Raw genomic sequence first — 19,376 nt, 5'->3', positions numbered from 1 at the left:
TTCTCCGTACGTTAAACAGGCACCTGTTTAGTATGGCTAAAACCAGACGGAGAAACGTAAAGGAAAGTAATTCGTGATTGCTGTCGTAAAGCGGGAAATCATTGGCGAAAAATTCACCAGCACCGTCTACCCTTGTGGAGTACCTTTACAATAAGGAGTTGGTCATGACGAACAATCCCCCTTCAACACGTATTCAGCCAGGTGAATACGGGTACCCACTGAAGTTAAAAGCCCGCTATGACAATTTTATTGGTGGTGACTGGGTTGCGCCCGCCGACGGCGAATATTATCAAAACCTGACGCCAGTGACCGGCCAGCCGCTATGTGAAGTCGCTTCCTCCGGTAAAAAAGATATCGATTTAGCGCTCGACGCCGCGCATAAGGCGAAAGATAAGTGGGCGCATACGTCAGTACAAGACCGTGCCGCTATCTTGTTTAAGATCGCCGATCGGATGGAACAAAACCTCGAACTGTTGGCGACAGCGGAAACCTGGGATAACGGTAAACCGATTCGTGAAACCAGCGCTGCCGACGTACCGCTGGCGATCGATCATTTCCGCTATTTCGCCTCCTGTATACGTGCGCAGGAGGGCGGGATTAGCGAAGTTGATAGCGAAACCGTGGCCTACCATTTTCACGAACCGCTTGGCGTCGTGGGGCAGATAATCCCGTGGAACTTTCCGTTGTTGATGGCAAGCTGGAAAATGGCGCCAGCGCTGGCGGCGGGTAACTGCGTGGTGCTTAAACCGGCACGCCTGACGCCGCTTTCCGTTCTGCTGTTAATGGAAGTCATTGGCGATCTGTTACCGCCGGGCGTCGTCAACGTCGTGAACGGCGCGGGCGGCGAGATTGGCGAATATCTGGCGACCTCGAAACGTATCGCGAAGGTGGCGTTTACCGGTTCGACGGAAGTGGGTCAACAGATCATGCAGTACGCCACGCAGAATATTATTCCAGTGACGCTGGAGTTAGGCGGCAAGTCGCCCAATATCTTCTTCGCCGACGTGATGGATGAGGAAGATGCGTTCTTTGATAAAGCGCTGGAGGGATTTGCCCTGTTTGCCTTTAACCAGGGCGAGGTGTGTACCTGTCCAAGCCGTGCGCTGGTCCAGGAGTCCATCTATGAGCGCTTTATGGAGCGCGCTATTCGCCGGGTAGAGAGCATTCGCAGCGGGAACCCGCTAGATAGCGGTACACAGATGGGGGCGCAGGTCTCCCACGGCCAGCTTGAGACTATCCTCAATTATATCGATATCGGTAAAAAAGAGGGGGCCGATATTCTGACCGGTGGGCGACGCAAGGAGCTGGATGGCGAACTTAAAGAGGGCTATTACCTTGAGCCTACCATTCTGTTTGGTAAGAACAATATGCGCGTCTTTCAGGAGGAGATCTTTGGCCCGGTGCTGGCGGTAACCACCTTTAAAACCATGGAGGAGGCGCTGGAAATCGCTAACGATACGCAGTATGGCCTCGGCGCTGGCGTCTGGAGCCGCAACGGCAATCTGGCCTATAAGATGGGGCGCGGCATTCAGGCCGGGCGCGTATGGACCAACTGCTATCACGCCTATCCGGCACATGCTGCGTTCGGCGGCTATAAGCAGTCGGGCATCGGGCGCGAAACGCATAAGATGATGCTGGAACACTACCAGCAAACCAAGTGCCTGCTGGTGAGCTATTCCGATAAGCCGCTGGGGCTGTTCTGACGTAAGAGGTAATGCCCGATGGCGCTGCGCTTATCGGGCCTACAAAAATTCATCGCAATATACTGATATTGCAAATCTTGTAGGCCGGATAAGGCGCAGCCGCCATCCGGCACAGTATTACCGCTCGTTAACCCAAATCCGCATTTCGCCCTCGCCACGGTTGGCCCAGCTAAACCACGGAATGAACGTTAGCGTCTGCGGCTGGCGCGATGATGGCGCGTTGTCGTAATGCCACAACGCCTGATGCTGCGCATCTGGGGCGCTTTGCTTCTCGCCTTCAGCCTGAATCAGCATCTTATGCGCAAAAAGCCCTTTGCCCTCAAAGACCCGGAACTCACTCTCTTTCGGTAACCACAGATTATGCAGTTCTTCGCCGTTATCGGCCTGCTCAAGGCAATAGACCAGCGGCCCGCGCTGAATGGCGACCTTACCGGCGACGTGACGCGCCAGCGGATTGCCATACACGCGGCGAACCGGCATCGGCAGCGTCAGGGTTATCGTATCGCCCTCCTGCCAGGTCCGACGGATATGCAGATAACCTTTGCGAATATCCTGCTCCACTTCCAGCCCGTTGAGCGTCACTTTTGCCTCAGGGCACCAGTCCGGCAGGCGTAGCGCCAGCGTGTGACGTACCGGCTGCACAGAGTCGATGGCAATCTTCACCTGCTCATGCCACGGGTAGTTCCCGCCAATCCGCAGTTTGAGCGCGCCATTTTCAACGGGTACTTCCAGGCTGTTACCCACGTACATATTGATATACAGCGCATCCGCACGCGGCGTGTAGATGTAGTGACCGAGAGAGGTGAGCACGCGGGCGATGTTCGGCGGGCAGCAGGCGCAGCCAAACCAGCGCTGGCGGATGGGCTTAACGTGATCGTAAATATGGTTGAATTTTAACGATCTTGGATGCACTTCCAGCGGGTTGACGTAGAAGAAATGCTTGCCATCGAGCGCCATACCGCCGAGGACGGTGTTGTACAGCGCGCGCTCCATCACGTCGGCGTACTGACTATCGGCTTCCATTTCCAGCATCCGGCGGGCGAACATCATCAGGCCGATTGAAGCGCAGCTTTCCGCATAGACCGAATCATTCGGTAAATCGTAATCGCTGCTAAAGGCTTCCCCACTGCTCTGTGAACCGATGCCTCCGGTGATATACAGCTGACGCTGCGCCATATTTTTCCACAGACGCAGGCAGTCCTGGCGTTTGCCTTCATCGTTGCTCAGGCGAGCGAGATGCGCCACGCCAGTCATCAGATAGACAAAACGTACCGCGTGACCAATGGCCGTCTGCTGCTGCGAAATTGGCAGATGCGCCTGGCTGTAGGCTTTGTCTTTGACCATCCACGCCGGGCCGTAGGTATGCCAGTAAGAGGTTTGGCCGCGTTTTTCGTACTCTTCGTCGTAGAAGTGCGGTTGGGTGCCGCGCTGTCCGATAAAGTAGCTTGCCAGCGCCATATAGCGCGGCTGCTCTGTTACCTCATACAGACGCATCAGCGCCAGCTCAATTTCCGGGTGGCCCGGATAGCCGTGCAGCTGATTTTCGCCAGGGCCGAAAGTGCTGTCGATATGATCGGCCAGGCGACAAACGACGTCTAGCAGCCGACGCTTACCGGTGGCCTGAAAGAAGGCGACGCCTGCTTCAATCAGATGCCCGGCGCAATAAAGCTCGTGGCACTCCGCCAGGTTGCTCCAGCGTTCTTGCGGGGCTTTTGCCGTAAAGTACGTATTGAGATAGCCATCGTCACACTGCGCGGCGGCCACCAGTTCAATCACCTCATCGGCGGTTTTCTCAAGCGCGGGATCGGGCTTCTGGCACAGTGACCAGGCAACCGCTTCCAGCCATTTCGCCACGTCGCTGTCCTGAAAGACCATGCCGTAAAAGTCGCCCGTCTGCTGGCCTGCGGCAATGCGGAAATTTTCAATGGCATGGCTGGGTTCAGCCTCTGGAATACGATCGTTTAACGCATCCCACTGGTAAGGAATAACCACATCGCGAACCAGTTGTTGATACTGTCCGAGGAACGGATCGCTGACCGTCAGTTTATGCAGATCGACTTCCAGTACGTTCATTTCGTGCTCCTTAAGGCTGTAGAGGTCATAGATATTCCTCGCTGACGGGGTATTTTATGGCAGTAATTTTTATTTTCGCGTTATGACCTGATTCATTTTGCCCAGATAGCGGTGAGCGACAAGGCGATAAAAGAGTAAAAAAAGATGACGATTCCGACCCGTATTTAAAAATGTGAGATGGATCGAGTGAAATGACTATTTTTAGTTAATAATCAAAAGGTAATATGAAATACGGTGCTGAATGTGCGGGAAATGACATATTAATGCTCGAACTATCCATGACATTACCGATTAAAGTCCAAAACGGCGGATTATTTATTTCTCGCGGCATTGGGCGTCATCCTGCCAGGCGTCTGCAATCGTGGGAAATTATATTTGTGGAAAAAGGCTGCCTGAAAATTCAGGAAGAAGAATGTGTTTTCTGTGTCGAAGCCGGGGAAAGCCTGTTGCTTTGGCCGCATCGCCGCCATATTGGCGTTGAGGAGTTTCCCGCCGATCTTAAATTTTACTGGCTCCATTTTGAGGTCAAAGCGCCGGACAGCGACCCGCGCTGGCTGACGCATCTTTCCGTGCCGCAGCATACCCAGGTTGCCGATCCGCAGGCGCTGATTGCGCTTTTTCGCCAGTTTATGAACGAGCAGGAAAAGCACCAGCGCAGCCCGGCGCTGGAGTTCATCGTGCTGCTGATTTTGCAGCAGCTCACCGTTGACGCCCGGCAGAATGAAAACGCCGAGGCCGCTGGCGTGTCGCTGGCCTGGAAAGTGCAGCAGCTGATTCGAACGCACTATCACCTGCCGCTTTCCAGCTCGGTTCTGGCGAAAGAACTGCATTGCAATGTGGATTATCTGGGACGTGTTTATCGGCGGGTATTTCACCTTACGCTAACGGAAGCCATCCACCGCCAGCGGGTGCGCGAGGCGGAAAAGTTGCTGATTAGCGACGCGCGTTCGTTAAAAGAGGTGGCGGAGCGGTGCGGTTTTAATGACGTTGGTTACTTTCGCCAGATCTTCCGCAAGCACACCGGCCTGACGCCTACCGCCTGGAAGCGGCGCTACAGTAAGGAACACGTTAATTCTTGAGTATAATCTTTGGCCCTCTGACAACGCGGTTGCAAACTGAATGCCCGATGGCGCTTTGCTTATCGGGCCTACAAGAGTTCATCACAACGTATTGATATTGCACATCTTGTAGGTCGGATAAGGCGCAGCCGCCATCCGACACAGGCTGTGACTGCCGGTATTACTGCCCGTAATAGGCATTCGCGCCATGTTTACGCAGATAGTGCTTATCGAGCAGTTCAGGCTGCATATCCGGCAGCTGGGGGGCCAGCTGGCGCGAGAACAGCCCCATATAGGCGCACTCCTCAAGCACCACGGCGTTGTGGACGGCATCGGCGGCATTTTTACCCCAGGCAAACGGGCCGTGTGAATGAACTAATACCGCCGGGATTTGCGCCGGATCCAGACCGCGCTCTTCAAAGGTTTTAATAATCACCTCGCCGGTCTGATACTCGTACTCGCCGTTAATTTCCTCAACGGTCATCAGTCGGGTACAGGGGATCGCGCCATAGAAATAGTCGGCGTGGGTGGTGCCCCAGGCGGGCAGATCGAGCCCGGCCTGCGACCAGATCGTCGCATGGCGGGAATGGGTATGCACGATCCCACCGATCTGCGGATAGCGGCGATAGAGCGCCAGATGGGTCGCGGTATCGGACGACGGTTTTTTGTTGCCTTCAACGACCTTACCGCTGGCGATCTCTACCACCACCATATCGTCGGCGGTCATCACCTCATATTCAACGCCGGAAGGCTTGATGACCATCAGTTTGCGCGTCTCATCGACCGCGCTGACGTTGCCCCAGGTAAAGGTGACCAGCCCGTGCGCCGGAAGCGCCAGGTTGGCCGCCAGCACCTCGGCTTTCAGTTGCTCTAACATGTGAAACCTCCTTCCTGCATCCGTGATTCAATCCAGCGGCGGGCCTGGATAATTTCCAGCACCGGCTCGCTGGCTTTCTCCGTCCACATCTCAATCAAAAATGAACCGCGATAGTTCAGCTCATGCAGCGTTTTGAAGATGCCGACAAAATCAACGCATCCTTCGCCAAACGGCACGTCGCGGAACTGGCCGGGGCTGTCACCGGTCACCGGCAGCGTGTCTTTCAGGTGGATAGCGGCGATACGGTCGATACCCAGCTTCAGCTCGGCGGTCACGTCGTTCCCCCAGGCGCTGAGGTTGCCGACGTCTGGATAAACGGTGAACCACGGTGACGAAAGCATCTCGTCCCACTTTTTCCACTTGCTGATGGAGTTCATAAACGCGGTATCCATGATCTCCACCGCCAGCATCACCTGCGCCGCTGCGGCCTGTTCCACCGCCCACGCCAGCCCTTCGGCGAAACGTTGCTGGGTGCCTTCGTCGTGCTCTTCGTAATAGACGTCGTAACCTGCCAACTGGATGGTGCGGATACCGAGATCGCGCGCCAGGCGAATGGCTTTGGTCATGATTTCACGCGCCCGCTGGCGTACCGCTTCGTCGCGGCTGCCAAAAGGGAAGCGACGATGGGCGGAGAGGCACATCGACGGGATGGCGACGCCGCTTTCCAGCATCGCGTTCACCAGCGAAGCGCGTTGGGCCGAGGTCCATTCGAGGCGCGAAAGGCGTTCATCCGTTTCGTCCACCGACATCTCGACAAAATCAAAACCGCAGCTTTTTGCCAGCACCAGCCGCTCAGGCCAGCTGAGATCCTTCGCCAGCGCTTTCTCGTAAATACCTAATGGATGATTACGCATGCTTTTCTCCCCAAATGGCGTCAATTTGGGCGTGGAATTCGGCGGCGACCTGCGCCGGATGGGCGGCACCTGCCAGCGCGCGTCCGGCGATAAATGCCTTGACGTTAATGTCGCGGAACAGCGGCAGATCCGCTGGGGTAATGCCGCCGGTAATTGACAGTTCAAGGCCAATGTCGGACAGCGCCTTCATGCGCGCCAGATCCGCTTCGCCCCACTGCTGCCCGCTGGCCTGCGCATCGCGTCCGCGGTGGTAAATCGCCTGGCGAACCCCGACGTGATACCAGTCTCGGGCGTCGTCCAGCGTCCAGTTGCCGAACAGCTCCATTTGAATTTCACCGCCACAGGATTGCGCGACGGCATGGCCTTTCTCGACGGTCGCGAGCGGCGCGGCGCAGATGATAGTCATCCAGTTAGCGCCAGCGCTAAAAGCCTGCTGCGCCAGGGTTTCACCGGCATCGGCCACTTTCCAGTCGGCGACGATGATTTTTTCCGGGCACTGCGCTCGCAGGGCTTTCACCGCGCTAAGGCCTTCGGTTAAACAAAGGATGGTTCCGGCCTCAACGATATCGACATGATCCTGTAGCAGGGCGACATCGCGTTGGGCTGCTTCCAGACTGGTGTGGTCGAGCGCCAGTTGCAGTAATGGTCGGCTCATAATGCGTGCTCCTTAATACGGGCGTGATAGCCCTGTAGTGCTTCAATCAAATCCTGGTATTGGCGGTATTTGCGCTGGTAGAGGGCGTGTGCGGTCATGTCCGGCAGCAGCGTGCGCACCGGGTGCTGCAGGTCGCGTTGGGCCTCGCGGAAATCGCGATATACGCCGGTGCCGACGCGGGCAGCCAGCGCCGCGCCGAAGCAGCCGGTCTCCTCCACCTGCGGCAGCTCGATGCGTAAACCGCTGACGTCCGCCAGCATCTGCATCCAGACGTCGGAGTGGGCCGGGCCGCCGGTAACGCGCAGGGCGCAAACGTCGGTAAAGCGTTCACGCATGCGGTTGAGGTGGGTCATATGGCTGAACACCACGCCTTCATAAATCGCCTGCAGCAGGTGGGCGCGGGTGTGCAGCGCCTGCATGCCGTAAAAGCCGCAGGTCATCTCCAGCCCGGCATTGCTGCCGTAGAGAAACGGCAGAAAAAAGAGGTCGCTACCGGCTTTCGGCAGGCTGGCGACCGCCTGGTTGATCTCGTCAAAAGAGAGGTCGCCCCACTGGGCGGTAAACCATTCGAGGTTGCCGGAGGAGGTCGGGCTGGCTTCGTGAACGATATACTGCCCGTCATTGACGTAGCGGCCATAGACGTAAGGATGGGCCTCATGGTCGCGCAGACCGTGAGCGATGCCGCTGGTGACGGCCCAGGTACCCATCACCGCATTGAGCGTTGATTCATCCTCAATACCGGCGCAAAGGGCGGTGGAAACCACATCAAACAGGCCGCCGACGACGGGGGTACCCACCGCCAGACCGGTGATGGCGGCTGCCTGAGCGGTGATCTCCCCGCAGATTTCGGCTGAACCCACCACGGGGGGCAGCGCGCTGTCGATTTCACTGATGCCCAGCCACTCGGTCAGAAGCGGGTCGTACTGGCCCGTCGCCATGTTGTAGAGGTTGGACTCGGAGATGTTGCTCTCCTCACAGCCTTTCACGCCGGTTAAGCACCAGCGCAGATAGTCATGCGTCATCATGACGCAGCCTATCTGCGCGTAGCGCTGCGGCTCATTCTCTTTTACCCAGCGTAAAAGGGAGACCGGATGCCCGGTCCACAGGGTTTGCCGAGTCAGCGGGTAGAGTTTTTGCGGAACCGCTTCTTTTTGCCAGCGCTGGACAATTTCCATGGCGCGACGGTCGGAAGAGAGTATCGCTTTACCTAATGGCCGATCGCTTTTATCTAACAGGAACAGGCCCTTACCCTGAGCGGAAATACCCAGACCGCGGATTTGTGAGCCGCTCACCCCCGTGTGCGCCAGCAGTTTGCTGATGACCGAGCCGCACTGTTGCCACAGTTCGGTCATATCGCGTTCAACCCAGCCTGGCTGCGGGCTTAAAGCGTGCAGCGGCAGGCGTTGCACCGCTACTTCCCGGCCTGCGCCATCGTACAACCCGGCTTTTAGCCAACTCCCACCACAATCTAACCCCAGCCAGTAATTGCTCATGACTTATTGCACCTCGTCCACGGCTTTCAGGAGGTCAGCGCCCTGCGGGTTGTCTTTCAGGAACATATCGCGCACCTGGCTGCCCAGCGCATCGCTGAAGGCTTTACGGTCGATATCGGTCAGGACTTCAACTCCGGCTTCTTTCATGCCATCGATAATTTTTTGCTGATCTTCGGCGACCAGTTTGCGCTGATAGTCACCCGCTTCTTTAGCGGAACTCAGCAGTGCCTCCTGGAGCTGCGGGCTTAAAGCGTCGAATTTGGCTTTATTGATCACCAGCAGCAGAGGCGAATAGGCGTGATGAGTGAGGGAGAGGTATTTCTGTACCTCATAGAATTTCGCTGACCACACGACGTTGATAGGGTGTTCCTGGGCATCAATCGTACGGGTTTCGAGGCCGGTATAGACTTCGGAGAACGGCATCGGAATAGGGTTCGCGCCGAAGATTTTAAAGGCCGCGATATTCATTGGGCTGTTGTTAGTGCGGATTTTTAAGCCTTTCAAATCGCCCGGCGTTTTTACCGGCGCGCGGGAGTTGGTGACGTCGCGCCAGCCGTTTTCCCAGTAGGCGAGGACTTTTAACCCTTTTGAATCGAGTGATTTTTTCAGTTCATCGCCGACTTTGCCGTCGAGCGTTTTATGCGCATGCGCGGTATCGCGAAACAGGAAGGGGACATCAAGTAAGTTGAATACAGGGGCCAGGCCGGTGAAATTGTTCGAACCGGACATTTCCATATCAATGGTTCCGCCGCGCACCCCGCTGATCATTGCCTGGGCGTTACCTAATGTGCTGTCAGGAAAGAGTTTTAGCGTTAATTCGCCGTTAGTTTTTTCTTTTAATAGTTCGTTAAATTTTTTCGCGGCAATATGTTGGGAGTCAGTTTGCGGTGTTTCATAACCAAAACGTAAAGATTGCGCCGCCAGAGACGACACGCTGAAAACCGTCAGACCAGCTATCAATAATGAACGAGCAATAACGTGTAATTTCATAATATTATCCTTTAATTAATCCATTTAAGCGGTGTGATAATTAGCTCGGGAATAAAAATAAATAAAACCAGCAGCGACATCAGGACGACAACGTAAGGGAATACGCCTCTTACCGCGTCATCAAATTTCAATTTTGCTACCCCGGAAATAACGTTGAGGACGTTGCCAACGGGCGGTGTGATTAATCCAATAGAGCAGTTAATAATGAACATGACGCCGAAATAAATCGGGTCAATATTGGCTTCTTTAACTAATGGCAATAATACAGGGGTAAGAATTAACACCGTTGGCGTCAAATCCATCACCATACCGACGACCATAATTGAGATCATAATGACGATAAATAAGAGTCGCGGAGAGTCGACCAGCGGCTGCAGCAAATCTGACACCATCATGGGTAATTCCGCGATCGTAATCAGCCAGGCGGATACCTGGGCCGCGGCCACCAGAAACATGACGACTGACGTCGTTTTGGCGGCATTGACCAGCACGTGGTAGAGACTGGAAAACGTTAATTCCCGATAGATAACCACGGCGACAAAGAGGGCGTAAAAGGCGGCAACCGCCCCTGCCTCCGTTGGCGTGAAAAGTCCGGAACGGAAGCCGCCGATAATAATCACCGGTAAAAACAGCGCCCAGATACCTGAAACCAATGATTGCCAGATTTCACGCGGTGTTGCTTTAGGCTGAGAAGGGAGATTTAATCGCCCGGCCTGCCACCACCAGGTGAGCATAAGCGCCGCGCCCATCATGATGCCCGGTGCGATCCCGGCCATAAACAGCTTGCTGATCGACAAGCCGCTGGAAACGCCGAAGATAATAAAAGGAATCGAGGGTGGAATAATTGGCGCAATGATCCCGCCGGAAGCGATTAACCCAACGGAGCGGTTGATCGGGTAGTTTGCGGAGCGCATCATCGGCACCAGCAGCGCGGCGACCGCAGCGGTATCTGCTACCGCAGAGCCGGAAAGGCTGGCCATAATCATTGCCGCAATAACGCCCACGTAGCCCAGGCCGCCGGGTTTATGGCCGACCAGCTTCATCGGCAGGTCGACAATTCGCTTTGACAGGCCGCCCGCGTTCATGATTTCACCGGCCAAAACAAAAAAGGGAATAGCCAGCAGGGAGAAACTGTCCGCGCCGTTAACCAGGGTTTGCGCCATAATCTGCACGTCAAACATATCCAGGTATGCCATCAGAGCAGCGCCGCAAAGCAGCAGCGACCAGGCGATGGGTAAACCTATCGCGATCCCGCCGAGCAGGCAGCAGAGAAATATCACCACGGCCATGATTAGGCTCCTTGCTGTGGTTGTTGAAAGGAATCGTTACGCGTTATTAAGTGATAAAGCCGACGCAGCTCGATTAACGCGATGGCAACGCTTGTGGGCAGACAGGCGATATACATCAGGCCGATCGGTAAACCGAGGATTGGCGAGTGATCGCTCCAGTCCTGCAACGCTTTTTGCAGGCTGCCCCAGCCTAATGCGAGGCATAACAATAAAATCAGCGAATGTGTCAGCAGCGAGAGTCGACGCTGATTCGCTGGCGAAAGTTTTTCCACCACAAAAGTGACCTGAACGTGAGCGTTATCCATAAATGCAACAATGGCGCCAATAAATGTCAGCCATACAAATAGATAACGTGATAGTTCATCTACCGACAAAATACTGCTCTCAAAACCGTAACGTAAAATAACGTTAATAAATACAATGCAGGAAAGTACGGCAATTAATACCGCAAGTATGCCCTCAAGTACCCGCTTCATAACGACTCCATCAGGTTATAGAAACTTATTTCTTTCGATGCTGAATAGTGGAACTTAATTTCTTATGTTTGGTTTATATTAGGTCGGCGCAACGTTGAGTTGCAGACCGAGAATTAAGGTGATGATGTTTAATTCAGGTTAGCGGCGTGTGGCCTTTTTCATCATGTTAATACCATCGCGTAATATATTTATGCGGTGATTAATATCGGCGCTGGCATTGATTTCCAATAATTTAATACCGGTAAACTGCAACAGTTCGGGAGCTGCGGCGGTAATCTGTTCTTTAACATGTTTCTCCGTCATCAGACTTTGTGGACAGAAAGGTGCAAACGGAGCATGGAGGTCCTGCCATTCGCCGTATTCTCCATCCAGCGTTGTACCGGAGAACATCAGCGCCCCGAGTTTTCCAGCCTGTTTGGCCTGCTGCGTGTGGATCAGCGGTAGAGAGGTATCCCGCCCTTCAATAGCCGAGCGCGCCCAGTTAATGCAGACGCTTATGTCATAGTCGGCAATAGTTTCCAGTACGTTTACCAACGGTAAGAATCCTTTGCGCGGTGCGGGGCCGGTCATCGCGTCGCAGTGTTCAAGCACCAGGTCGCAGGACCAGTCCCAGTTGGCAATCTCTTTTAATGAGCACGCAAAGGCGTCGGTTGCCTGCGCCACGTTCGGATTGCCCGCCAGAGGAGCGGCATGAAGCTCAAGGGCTATGACTTTGCCGGTATTGTTCCCATTGATTTTATTGATCTTCTGATGCAGATGACGATAGTACTCCACGCAGGCTTTACGCTGTTCCTCGTCACTGGACGCTAATCCAAAACCGCCGTTTTCGCTACGGCGGCGCATGGTTTCCATTATCGCGGTGACCACGATTTGCCAGTTCCCTGGTGTATGGCGCAATAACCACTCGTCGCCGAGCGGGTGAAGATGTTCAAGACAAGGCTGCTCCAGCCCCCGGATATCCGGAGTATCAGAGAGTTGCCGCCAGAATTCCGTCTCTTCCTCTTCACTCTTCTGGTGAAATGAGGGTGCACAAGGGTACGCACCGATAATATAACCGGTATTATTTTTCATTTTGTGCTCCAGTAAACTCTATTTTATAAAACGTCTATGGCGACTTTTACGACTATTTTCCGTATCGGCGTAGCAATGCTTTTATTACAACCGGGACGATGAACATCCTGCGGGAAAAACAGGGCATAACTTCCCGGTATCATTTCAATGAATGATTCATGTTCACTGTCGTGATAAAAAATAATATCGCGCTGTTCTAATAATGACTCGCTGATTTGATTATTACCGGTATCAATGGCAACCCCAATTGTCTCTTCGCCCCATGCCAGAAACTGAATATCCAGATAGCGGCGATGGACTTCCGGACGATTTTCAGCAGCATCGCGGGTGGTCATATCGATAATCTGCGCGAAGATATTTTTGCCGTCGATTTCCACTACGCCAGGTTCCAGCGTGCGAAAGTCCGTATTGCGCAGGAAATCGAGCGCCTGCTCTATGGCCGACGGTAGCCGGCACGGATTAGGCTGCGCAATATGTCCAAAAATCATGATGTGGCTCCTTACAGCGCCTGAATTTTGGCCCAGACGCTGTCGTCAATGGTGATACCGTGACGGCGGTTGTCATCCAGCAATTTGGTAAATTCGTGGCCGGGCAGCCGAATCGCGACGTTGTCGTCGGCGCGTTCAGCAGTGGTGATGAAATCCATAATCCGCTGCAGTTTGGCATCGCGGGTTGCGCCATCGATCAGCTTATCCACTTCTATGGCGATGAAAATCTGTGAGACGCCATACTCATCGCTGTTTTCCTGGGTCACTTCGGCAACGGAAGAACCGTTAGAAAGCAGGGTGGCAATCATGTCCAGCACAATCGACAGACCAGATCCTTTCCAGTAACCCATTGGTAAAATGCGGCGATTTTTCTCGATAACGCCCGGTTCTTTGGTCAACTGACCGTTATCGTCGAAACCGCCATCCACCGGCAGTTCGCGGCCCGCCAGACGGTTAACTTCTAACATTCCGTAGGAGAACATCGACATCGACATATCTACCATCGTGATCGGCGTAGACGGGATGGCGACGATCAGCGGATTGGTACCGATACGGCACTCTTTCGCCCCCCACGGCGGCATGACGGCGATGGAGTTGGTCCAGCAAATGCCGATATAGCCTTTTTCCGCCGCCTGCCAGCCGTAGCTGCCGCCGCGCATCCAGTGGTTAGCATTACGTAACGCCACCAGGCCAATACCATGATCGGAAGCCAGCTCGATGGCCCGGTCCATCATCTTTTTCGCCGTCAGGTTGCCGATAGCGCGCTGAGCATCCCACTGTTCGATGGCGCCGAGGCTGGTAACCCGCTGCGGTTTAGCATCAGGAATAATGTCGCCGTTATCCAGTTGCTGGATGAAGCGGGGAAAACGGTTCACGCCGTGGGAATAGACACCGGACTCGGTGGTGCGAGCGAACATTTCCGCGCAGGCGTCGGCGGTATCTTCCGCAATATTCCGCGACCGCAAGACGCGGTAGAAGGCCCCTTTTAACTCTTCGAAAGCTACTTTCATCCCTGTTCTCCTGGTCGATTGTCAGAAATTTTAGTATGTTTTTTTATCGATAAATTTCATAATACGAAATGTAGTTCCAAATATATAGATCAAAAATTGACATGGCAACGCCAGAGAAGGTTTTTAAAAACGATTAAAATCATCGGGTTATGTTTTTTATGCTGATATCGTGAACTGTAACACACTTTGAGCTACCATCTGATCGCCCAAGAAAGGAGAGAGTTTTCTGATGAGCCAGAACAACGATAAAGAGAAGCCTGCGGGGAGTCAGAGCCTGTTTCGTGGCCTGATGTTGATAGAAATTTTGAGTAACTACCCGAACGGTTGCCCACTGGCGCACCTGTCGGAGCTGGCGGGGTTGAACAAGAGTACCGTCCATCGTTTGTTGCAGGGGCTTCAATCCTGCGGATATGTGACGCCAGCGCCGGCGGCCGGGAGCTACCGTCTGACGACAAAGTTTATTGCCGTCGGCCAAAAAGCCCTGTCATCGCTGAATATCATCCACGTTGCGGCACCGCACCTTGAGGCGCTCAACCTGACCACCGGCGAGACGGTGAATTTTTCCAGCCGTGAAGATGACCACGCTATCCTGATTTATAAGCTGGAACCGACCACCGGTATGCTGCGCACGCGTGCCTACATTGGCCAGCATATGCCGCTGTACTGCTCGGCGATGGGGAAAATTTATATGGCGTTTGGTCAGCCGGATTATGTGGCGTCTTACTGGGAAAGCCATAAAGATCAGATCCAGCCGCTGACTCGTAATACCATTACCGATTTACCAGCAATGTACGATGAGCTGGCGCAAATTCGTGAAACCAGCATGGCGATGGATCGCGAAGAAAATGAACTGGGCGTTTCCTGTATTGCTGTGCCTGTGTTTGATATTCACCATCGAGTGCCTTACGCCATTTCTATTTCACTGTCGACGTCACGGCTAAAACAGATCGGCGAGAAAAATCTGCTCAAACCGTTGCGTGAAACCGCACAGGCTATCTCTAATGAGCTGGGATTTACCGTTCGCGAATAAGACAGCTCGCCAGGTTTTATCAGGCATCTGACAAAATTTGTCCGTTTGCGTAGTGGGATCAAAGCGGCGGGGAATGGCTCTCTGGCATTCTGGCGTTTTAACGCAGGGGGAGAACAATGAACCGGTTTATTATGGCGGATGCGTCGGCGTGTATCGGGTGTCGTACCTGCGAGGTCGCCTGCGTGGTGTCGCACCAGGAACAGCAGAATAGCGCGGCGGTGATGACGGCGGACTTTGTGCCGCGTATCCGGGTGATAAAAGAGGATAGCTTCACCACGGCCACGGTCTGCCATCAGTGTGAGGACGCGCCGTGCGCGAATGTCTGCCCGGTACAGGCGATTCGCCGTGATCGGGGGCATATCTTCGTGACGCCATCGCGCTGCATTGGTTGTAAAAGCTGTATGCTGGCTTGCCCATTTGGTGCGATGACCGTGGTGGCGTCCGCGTCAGGCGCGCAGGCGATTAAATGCGATCTTTGCTGGCATCGGGAAGCGGGGCCGGCGTGCGTGGAAGCCTGCCCGACCAGTGCGTTACAGTGCGTTGACGCAGCACGCGTGCAGCGCCAGCGCCTCTATTCTCAACCTTTCTGAATGTCGTTCCGGCCTGCATGATGGCCGGAATAGCCGTCAGCCTTCACGCCAGGCGCGTTCAATCTCTTCTGCCAGAATTTTTACGCCCGCCTCGATTTTATCCGGTTCAGGCACGTAGTTCATCCGCATACACTGGTGTGTGTGCGGCCAGGGTTTATCCAGCCCGGGAAAGAAATAGTGGCCCGGCACCATCAGCACGCCGCGCGCTTTCAAGCGTTGATAGAGTAGCTCGGTGGTAATCGGCAGATCTTTAAACCACAGCCACAAAAATATTGCGCCTTCCGGTTTATGAATCAGGCAGCGTTCTTCGGATAAATAGCGACGAATGATCGCGATAGTCTGTTGAACGCGCTGATAGTAGAAAGGTTTGATAACCGTTTCCGACAGCCGCAGCAGATCGTTACGCTTAATCATTTCGCACATCATCGCCGGACCCATGCCGCCGGGCGCAAGGCTGATGATGCCGTTCATGTTGGCAATGGCGGAAATCGTCTTATCATTGGCGATGATAATCCCGCAGCGGGAACCGGGCAGCCCCAGCTTTGAGAGGCTCATGCATAGGATAATATTAGGGTTCCACAGCGGGCGCGCCTCGCTAAAGATAATGCCCGGAAACGGTACACCGTAAGCGTTATCAATCACCAGTGGGATGTTGTGCTGATTCGCCAGTCTGTCCAGCTTCATCAGCTCTTCGTCGGTGATAACGTTACCGGTTGGGTTGGTCGGGCGCGAGACGCAAATCATCCCCGTTTCTTCGCCGATGTGCAGATGCTCAAAATCGACGTGATACTTAAACTGGCCTTCCGGCAGCAGCTCAATATTCGGGCGCGCCGAAACGAAGAGGTCGTCTTCCAGACCGGAATCCGCATAGCCGATGTATTCCGGCGCAAGCGGGAATAGTACCTTTTTCGTACTGCCGTCGGCGCGACGTCCGGCGAAGAGATTAAATAAGTAGAAAAACGCGCTCTGACTGCCATTTGTCAGCGCAATATTCTGTGGTTCGATATCCCATCCCAGCGTTTCACGTAGCAGTACGGCCAGGGCATTCAGTAGCGCCGTTTTTCCCTGGGGACCGTCATAATTACAAAGCGCATCAGCGGCTTTGCCGCTTTCTACCATATCTGTCAGTAGCGTCTGGAAATAATCCTGCATTGCAGGGATATGTGCCGGGTTACCGCCGCCAAGCATGATGGCGCCTGGCGTGCGTAAGCCGTCGTTGAGATCCTCCATCAGGCGGGTAATGCCTGAATGGCGGGTAAATTTATCGCCGAAAAGTGAAAATGTCATAACGGGTGATCTATCGAACTGTCTGTCAAAGTGGATAACCATAACGCTACAAATGGCGGGGCGCAAATGGGGGTCAGGCGGTAGTGTTGATGTTTTATGCTACAAATTTTTATCAGGTTAGTTTTTTATTTTGAAGGGGCTACCGGTACGCGAGGAGACCGGTAGCGCCACGATTAGCGGCGGCCCGCCCAGACGACCATCACCGTATCGTCGCCGTACTGGCGTACAAAACCGTACCCGTGTTTTAGCGTCAGCGTGGTTTGTTGGCCTGCGCCGATGGCGGGATGTCTGGCGCGGAACTGGCTAATACGCTGCCAGTGCGCGACGGCTGCGGCTGACTTTCCGCTCACGTCCTGCCAGTTCATATCTGAACGGGTGCCTTGCAGCGGGTCGGAGCCGGTGGGGCCGAAGGGACGAGCGGATTCATCGCCGTAAAAGATCTGCACCGCGCCCGGCGAAAGCAGCAGCAGTTCCGCCGCCTTATCACCGCCCTCACGGAAAAGGCGCGTATCATGCGAGGAGAGGTAACTTAATACGTTGAAATCCTGCATTTTATCCGCCATCTGCTGCCAGACTGGCCCCATTTCCGCCAGGCAATCGACCGCTTTCGCCGCCTGCTCCTGATAATCAAAATTGATCATCGCGTCGAAACCATAGCGATAATAATCACTTTTCATGACGCCGTGGCCCCACGCTTCGCCAGTCATCCAGAACGGGCTATCATCCAGCGCTTTGTCCGGATTGGCCTGCTTCCATTCATGTAACGCCGCGCTGGCCTGGGCTTTTAGCTGTTGCCAGGCAGGAAGCTCAACATTTTTGGCAGTATCGACCCGGAACCCGTCAATGCCGTAATCATGCACCCACTGGCTTAACCAGTGAGTCAGATAATCCCGTGGCGTATAGCCTTCAATGAACTTTGCTTTAGTACCGGGTTTGTTGGCATAGAACGCGGGTAGGCCGGAAGGCGTGGTAGATTCCGTTTTTATATCCGGCAGGAAGGCCAGCGACAGGGTTAAATCGTCAAATCCCGGACTGTCGTAGTCGCCAATATCGGTACGAATCCACTTTTTCCCCCACCATTTTTCCCAGGCGGCGCTGTCGCTGAAGTTGATGTAGTCGTTAAAGCTGTGCCAGCTTTGTCCGGCGGCGGGTCGCCAGTTTGTCCAGCGATCGCCGAGAATTTTTTGCCGTTCCGCGCCGGATAAATAGAGCGCGCCGAACTGATACTCCTGCATATCCGCCAGCGTGGCGTAACCGGCATGATTCATTACTACGTCAAATAAAATACGGATGCCGCGCTGGTGCGCGCCGTCGACCAGCGCGCGGAGATCGGCTTCGCTGCCCATATTGGCATCCAGCGTCGTCCAGTCCTGAGTGTAATAGCCGTGATAGGCGTAATGAGGAAAATCGCCTTTTGTTCCGCCGCCGACCCAGCCGTGGATCTGTTCAAACGGCGAGCTTATCCACAAGGCGTTCACGCCTAATTGCTGTAGATAGTCCAGTTGACTCGTCAACCCGCGCAAATCGCCGCCGTGGAAAGTGCCAATCTCTTGCATACCATCCTTATGGCGACCATAGCTGTGGTCGTTGGTTGCATCGCCATTGCGAAAGCGATCCGTAAGCACAAAATAAACGGTGGCGTTGCGCCAGTTAAAAGGCGCTGATGCATGGGTTTCCGCGCGTTCCAGCAATAAAAGCCCGTGGCTGTCGGCAGGTTGCAGCGTGATTTGCCCGTTTTGGACGGTATCGGTTTGACCACTGTAATAATCGCGCACTACCGTCCCTTCCGGAAAGGTTTGGCGAACATCCAGCGTGAGCGGCGAACCATCCCAGACGGGACACTGGTAGGCGAGCTGCGCGGTGCGTTCAGGTTCAGTTTTTATCGATAACAACAGGGTCGGCGTACCGGAGCGGGTATCTACCGTTATCGTATAGTCGCCATCTTTAAACAAACGCCATTGCGGCGGCGCGCCTTCGCAGGGTTTTAACGACAACATCTGGTTGAGTTTTATGGCGCCGGAGGGCTGCCAGCACTGCTGGTCAATATGGAGCGTTAACGCGCGTGTACCTTTTGTTAATGCAGCATGGCTGGTAAAGCGCCCGGTTTCCTGCGTCGAGAACGTCGGAAAACCGGGTGAGGTCCATGATGAGGCGATCGCGATACCGGGTATCAGCGTCAGAGCGAAGGCGGCAAGTTTCATCACGCTATCCTTTGTGGGCAATATTCATCAGCTTGCCTGGTTTTTAGGCGAATGAACTCCTCCTCAGCAGAGAGTCGCGCAGGAAGAGGCGCGAGGGTGAGCGACGAGGCGCAAAAAAACGCCTCTATTTGCGATAAGCATCACATTTTATTGGCATTATTGCTGCCTGTTATCGTTAATAGTTGACATAGTTTCGGATTAAGACTATTCCCTGAGGTGCTTTTTAAGCCT

The 19,376-nt window shown here is 54.3% G+C and carries 17 protein-coding genes; 4 read left to right on the top strand and 13 right to left on the bottom strand.

The window, feature by feature from the left end:
- The first annotated feature begins 164 nt into the window (after window positions 1-164).
- A complete protein-coding gene (gene aldB / locus ACH0VJ_RS13095) occupies window positions 165-1,703 on the top strand; it encodes an aldehyde dehydrogenase AldB (protein WP_000183988.1) in 1,539 nt (512 codons plus the stop codon).
- 117 nt (window positions 1,704-1,820) lie between these two features.
- On the opposite strand, the gene ACH0VJ_RS13090 is transcribed toward aldB, so the two are convergent.
- Entirely contained in the window at window positions 1,821-3,776 is a 1,956-nt protein-coding gene (locus ACH0VJ_RS13090) for a glycoside hydrolase family 127 protein (protein ID WP_001101500.1), read from the bottom strand.
- Between the two features lie 263 nt (window positions 3,777-4,039).
- On the opposite strand from ACH0VJ_RS13090, the gene ACH0VJ_RS13085 reads away from it, so the two are divergent.
- Entirely contained in the window at window positions 4,040-4,855 is an 816-nt protein-coding gene (locus ACH0VJ_RS13085) for a helix-turn-helix domain-containing protein (protein WP_000891816.1), read from the top strand.
- Between the two features lie 160 nt (window positions 4,856-5,015).
- Here ACH0VJ_RS13085 and araD read toward each other — a convergent pair whose 3' ends face one another.
- The 10 genes from araD to yiaK all read right to left on the bottom strand — a co-directional run bounded on the left by araD (window position 5,016) and on the right by yiaK (window position 14,037).
- Window positions 5,016-5,711, bottom strand: coding sequence for an L-ribulose-5-phosphate 4-epimerase (araD, locus tag ACH0VJ_RS13080; protein ID WP_000893174.1), 696 nt, complete (start codon window positions 5,709-5,711; stop codon window positions 5,016-5,018).
- Window positions 5,705-6,565 (bottom strand): L-ribulose-5-phosphate 3-epimerase, encoded by an 861-nt coding sequence (locus ACH0VJ_RS13075; protein WP_001244035.1) that lies wholly within the window; start codon window positions 6,563-6,565, stop codon window positions 5,705-5,707. Before ACH0VJ_RS13075 ends, araD begins: the two co-directional genes overlap by 7 nt.
- The gene (gene ulaD, locus ACH0VJ_RS13070) at window positions 6,558-7,220 is read right to left on the bottom strand and encodes a 3-keto-L-gulonate-6-phosphate decarboxylase UlaD (RefSeq protein ID WP_000089535.1); all 663 of its coding nucleotides are present in this window, start codon (window positions 7,218-7,220) and stop codon (window positions 6,558-6,560) included. The genes ACH0VJ_RS13075 and ulaD overlap by 8 nt, the downstream gene beginning before the upstream one ends.
- Complete coding sequence (locus ACH0VJ_RS13065; RefSeq protein WP_000074079.1) at window positions 7,217-8,713, bottom strand: FGGY-family carbohydrate kinase; 1,497 nt, start codon at window positions 8,711-8,713, stop codon at window positions 7,217-7,219. Before ACH0VJ_RS13065 ends, ulaD begins: the two co-directional genes overlap by 4 nt.
- Before the next feature lie 3 nt (window positions 8,714-8,716).
- Entirely contained in the window at window positions 8,717-9,703 is a 987-nt protein-coding gene (gene yiaO, locus ACH0VJ_RS13060; RefSeq protein WP_000766341.1) for a 2,3-diketo-L-gulonate TRAP transporter substrate-binding protein YiaO, read from the bottom strand.
- A gap of 11 nt (window positions 9,704-9,714) precedes the next feature.
- Window positions 9,715-10,992, bottom strand: coding sequence for a 2,3-diketo-L-gulonate TRAP transporter large permease YiaN (gene yiaN / locus ACH0VJ_RS13055; RefSeq protein WP_000301822.1), 1,278 nt, complete (start codon window positions 10,990-10,992; stop codon window positions 9,715-9,717).
- A 2-nt stretch (window positions 10,993-10,994) separates the two neighbouring features.
- Window positions 10,995-11,468 (bottom strand): 2,3-diketo-L-gulonate TRAP transporter small permease YiaM, encoded by a 474-nt coding sequence (yiaM, locus tag ACH0VJ_RS13050; RefSeq protein ID WP_000832316.1) that lies wholly within the window; start codon window positions 11,466-11,468, stop codon window positions 10,995-10,997.
- A gap of 138 nt (window positions 11,469-11,606) precedes the next feature.
- On the bottom strand, window positions 11,607-12,539 hold the full coding sequence (locus tag ACH0VJ_RS13045) for a DUF4862 family protein (protein WP_000794968.1): 933 nt from the start codon (window positions 12,537-12,539) through the stop codon (window positions 11,607-11,609).
- A gap of 23 nt (window positions 12,540-12,562) precedes the next feature.
- Entirely contained in the window at window positions 12,563-13,027 is a 465-nt protein-coding gene (locus tag ACH0VJ_RS13040) for a YhcH/YjgK/YiaL family protein (RefSeq protein ID WP_000576102.1), read from the bottom strand.
- An 11-nt stretch (window positions 13,028-13,038) separates the two neighbouring features.
- A complete protein-coding gene (gene yiaK, locus ACH0VJ_RS13035) occupies window positions 13,039-14,037 on the bottom strand; it encodes a 3-dehydro-L-gulonate 2-dehydrogenase (RefSeq protein ID WP_000861182.1) in 999 nt (332 codons plus the stop codon).
- Between the two features lie 229 nt (window positions 14,038-14,266).
- Between yiaK and yiaJ the strand changes: the two genes are divergently transcribed.
- Both yiaJ and ACH0VJ_RS13025 read left to right on the top strand, forming a co-directional pair.
- Window positions 14,267-15,067, top strand: a complete 801-nt coding sequence (gene yiaJ, locus ACH0VJ_RS13030; RefSeq protein ID WP_000081340.1) for an IclR family transcriptional regulator YiaJ — start codon at window positions 14,267-14,269, stop codon at window positions 15,065-15,067.
- A 116-nt stretch (window positions 15,068-15,183) separates the two neighbouring features.
- Window positions 15,184-15,657 (top strand): 4Fe-4S dicluster domain-containing protein, encoded by a 474-nt coding sequence (locus tag ACH0VJ_RS13025; RefSeq protein ID WP_001078810.1) that lies wholly within the window; start codon window positions 15,184-15,186, stop codon window positions 15,655-15,657.
- Window positions 15,658-15,693: 36 nt separating this feature from the next.
- On the opposite strand, the gene avtA is transcribed toward ACH0VJ_RS13025, so the two are convergent.
- Both avtA and ACH0VJ_RS13015 read right to left on the bottom strand, forming a co-directional pair.
- A complete protein-coding gene (avtA, locus tag ACH0VJ_RS13020) occupies window positions 15,694-16,944 on the bottom strand; it encodes a valine--pyruvate transaminase (protein ID WP_000144379.1) in 1,251 nt (416 codons plus the stop codon).
- Between the two features lie 173 nt (window positions 16,945-17,117).
- Window positions 17,118-19,145, bottom strand: coding sequence for an alpha-amylase (locus tag ACH0VJ_RS13015; RefSeq protein WP_000761306.1), 2,028 nt, complete (start codon window positions 19,143-19,145; stop codon window positions 17,118-17,120).
- Window positions 19,146-19,376 lie beyond the last annotated feature (231 nt).

This window comes from Salmonella sp. 2020_1459, assembly GCF_043847915.1.
GTDB classification, from domain to species: domain Bacteria; phylum Pseudomonadota; class Gammaproteobacteria; order Enterobacterales; family Enterobacteriaceae; genus Salmonella; species Salmonella enterica.
This window is presented reverse-complemented; position numbering and strand designations above follow the sequence as displayed.

What these genes read in the sequence shown, in the direction of transcription:
- yiaN (WP_000301822.1), bottom strand. Translation starts at nt 10,992, where the DNA reads ATGGCCGTGGTGATATTTCTCTGCTGCCTGCTCGGCGGGATCGCGATA.
- ACH0VJ_RS13065 (WP_000074079.1), bottom strand. Translation starts at nt 8,713, where the DNA reads ATGAGCAATTACTGGCTGGGGTTAGATTGTGGTGGGAGTTGGCTAAAA.
- ulaD (WP_000089535.1), bottom strand. Translation starts at nt 7,220, where the DNA reads ATGAGCCGACCATTACTGCAACTGGCGCTCGACCACACCAGTCTGGAA.
- ACH0VJ_RS13015 (WP_000761306.1), bottom strand. Translation starts at nt 19,145, where the DNA reads ATGAAACTTGCCGCCTTCGCTCTGACGCTGATACCCGGTATCGCGATC.
- yiaO (WP_000766341.1), bottom strand. Translation starts at nt 9,703, where the DNA reads ATGAAATTACACGTTATTGCTCGTTCATTATTGATAGCTGGTCTGACG.
- yiaJ (WP_000081340.1), top strand. Translation starts at nt 14,267, where the DNA reads ATGAGCCAGAACAACGATAAAGAGAAGCCTGCGGGGAGTCAGAGCCTG.
- ACH0VJ_RS13045 (WP_000794968.1), bottom strand. Translation starts at nt 12,539, where the DNA reads ATGAAAAATAATACCGGTTATATTATCGGTGCGTACCCTTGTGCACCC.
- ACH0VJ_RS13040 (WP_000576102.1), bottom strand. Translation starts at nt 13,027, where the DNA reads ATGATTTTTGGACATATTGCGCAGCCTAATCCGTGCCGGCTACCGTCG.
- yiaK (WP_000861182.1), bottom strand. Translation starts at nt 14,037, where the DNA reads ATGAAAGTAGCTTTCGAAGAGTTAAAAGGGGCCTTCTACCGCGTCTTG.
- ACH0VJ_RS13025 (WP_001078810.1), top strand. Translation starts at nt 15,184, where the DNA reads ATGAACCGGTTTATTATGGCGGATGCGTCGGCGTGTATCGGGTGTCGT.
- avtA (WP_000144379.1), bottom strand. Translation starts at nt 16,944, where the DNA reads ATGACATTTTCACTTTTCGGCGATAAATTTACCCGCCATTCAGGCATT.
- aldB (WP_000183988.1), top strand. Translation starts at nt 165, where the DNA reads ATGACGAACAATCCCCCTTCAACACGTATTCAGCCAGGTGAATACGGG.
- ACH0VJ_RS13090 (WP_001101500.1), bottom strand. Translation starts at nt 3,776, where the DNA reads ATGAACGTACTGGAAGTCGATCTGCATAAACTGACGGTCAGCGATCCG.
- ACH0VJ_RS13075 (WP_001244035.1), bottom strand. Translation starts at nt 6,565, where the DNA reads ATGCGTAATCATCCATTAGGTATTTACGAGAAAGCGCTGGCGAAGGAT.
- ACH0VJ_RS13085 (WP_000891816.1), top strand. Translation starts at nt 4,040, where the DNA reads ATGCTCGAACTATCCATGACATTACCGATTAAAGTCCAAAACGGCGGA.
- yiaM (WP_000832316.1), bottom strand. Translation starts at nt 11,468, where the DNA reads ATGAAGCGGGTACTTGAGGGCATACTTGCGGTATTAATTGCCGTACTT.
- araD (WP_000893174.1), bottom strand. Translation starts at nt 5,711, where the DNA reads ATGTTAGAGCAACTGAAAGCCGAGGTGCTGGCGGCCAACCTGGCGCTT.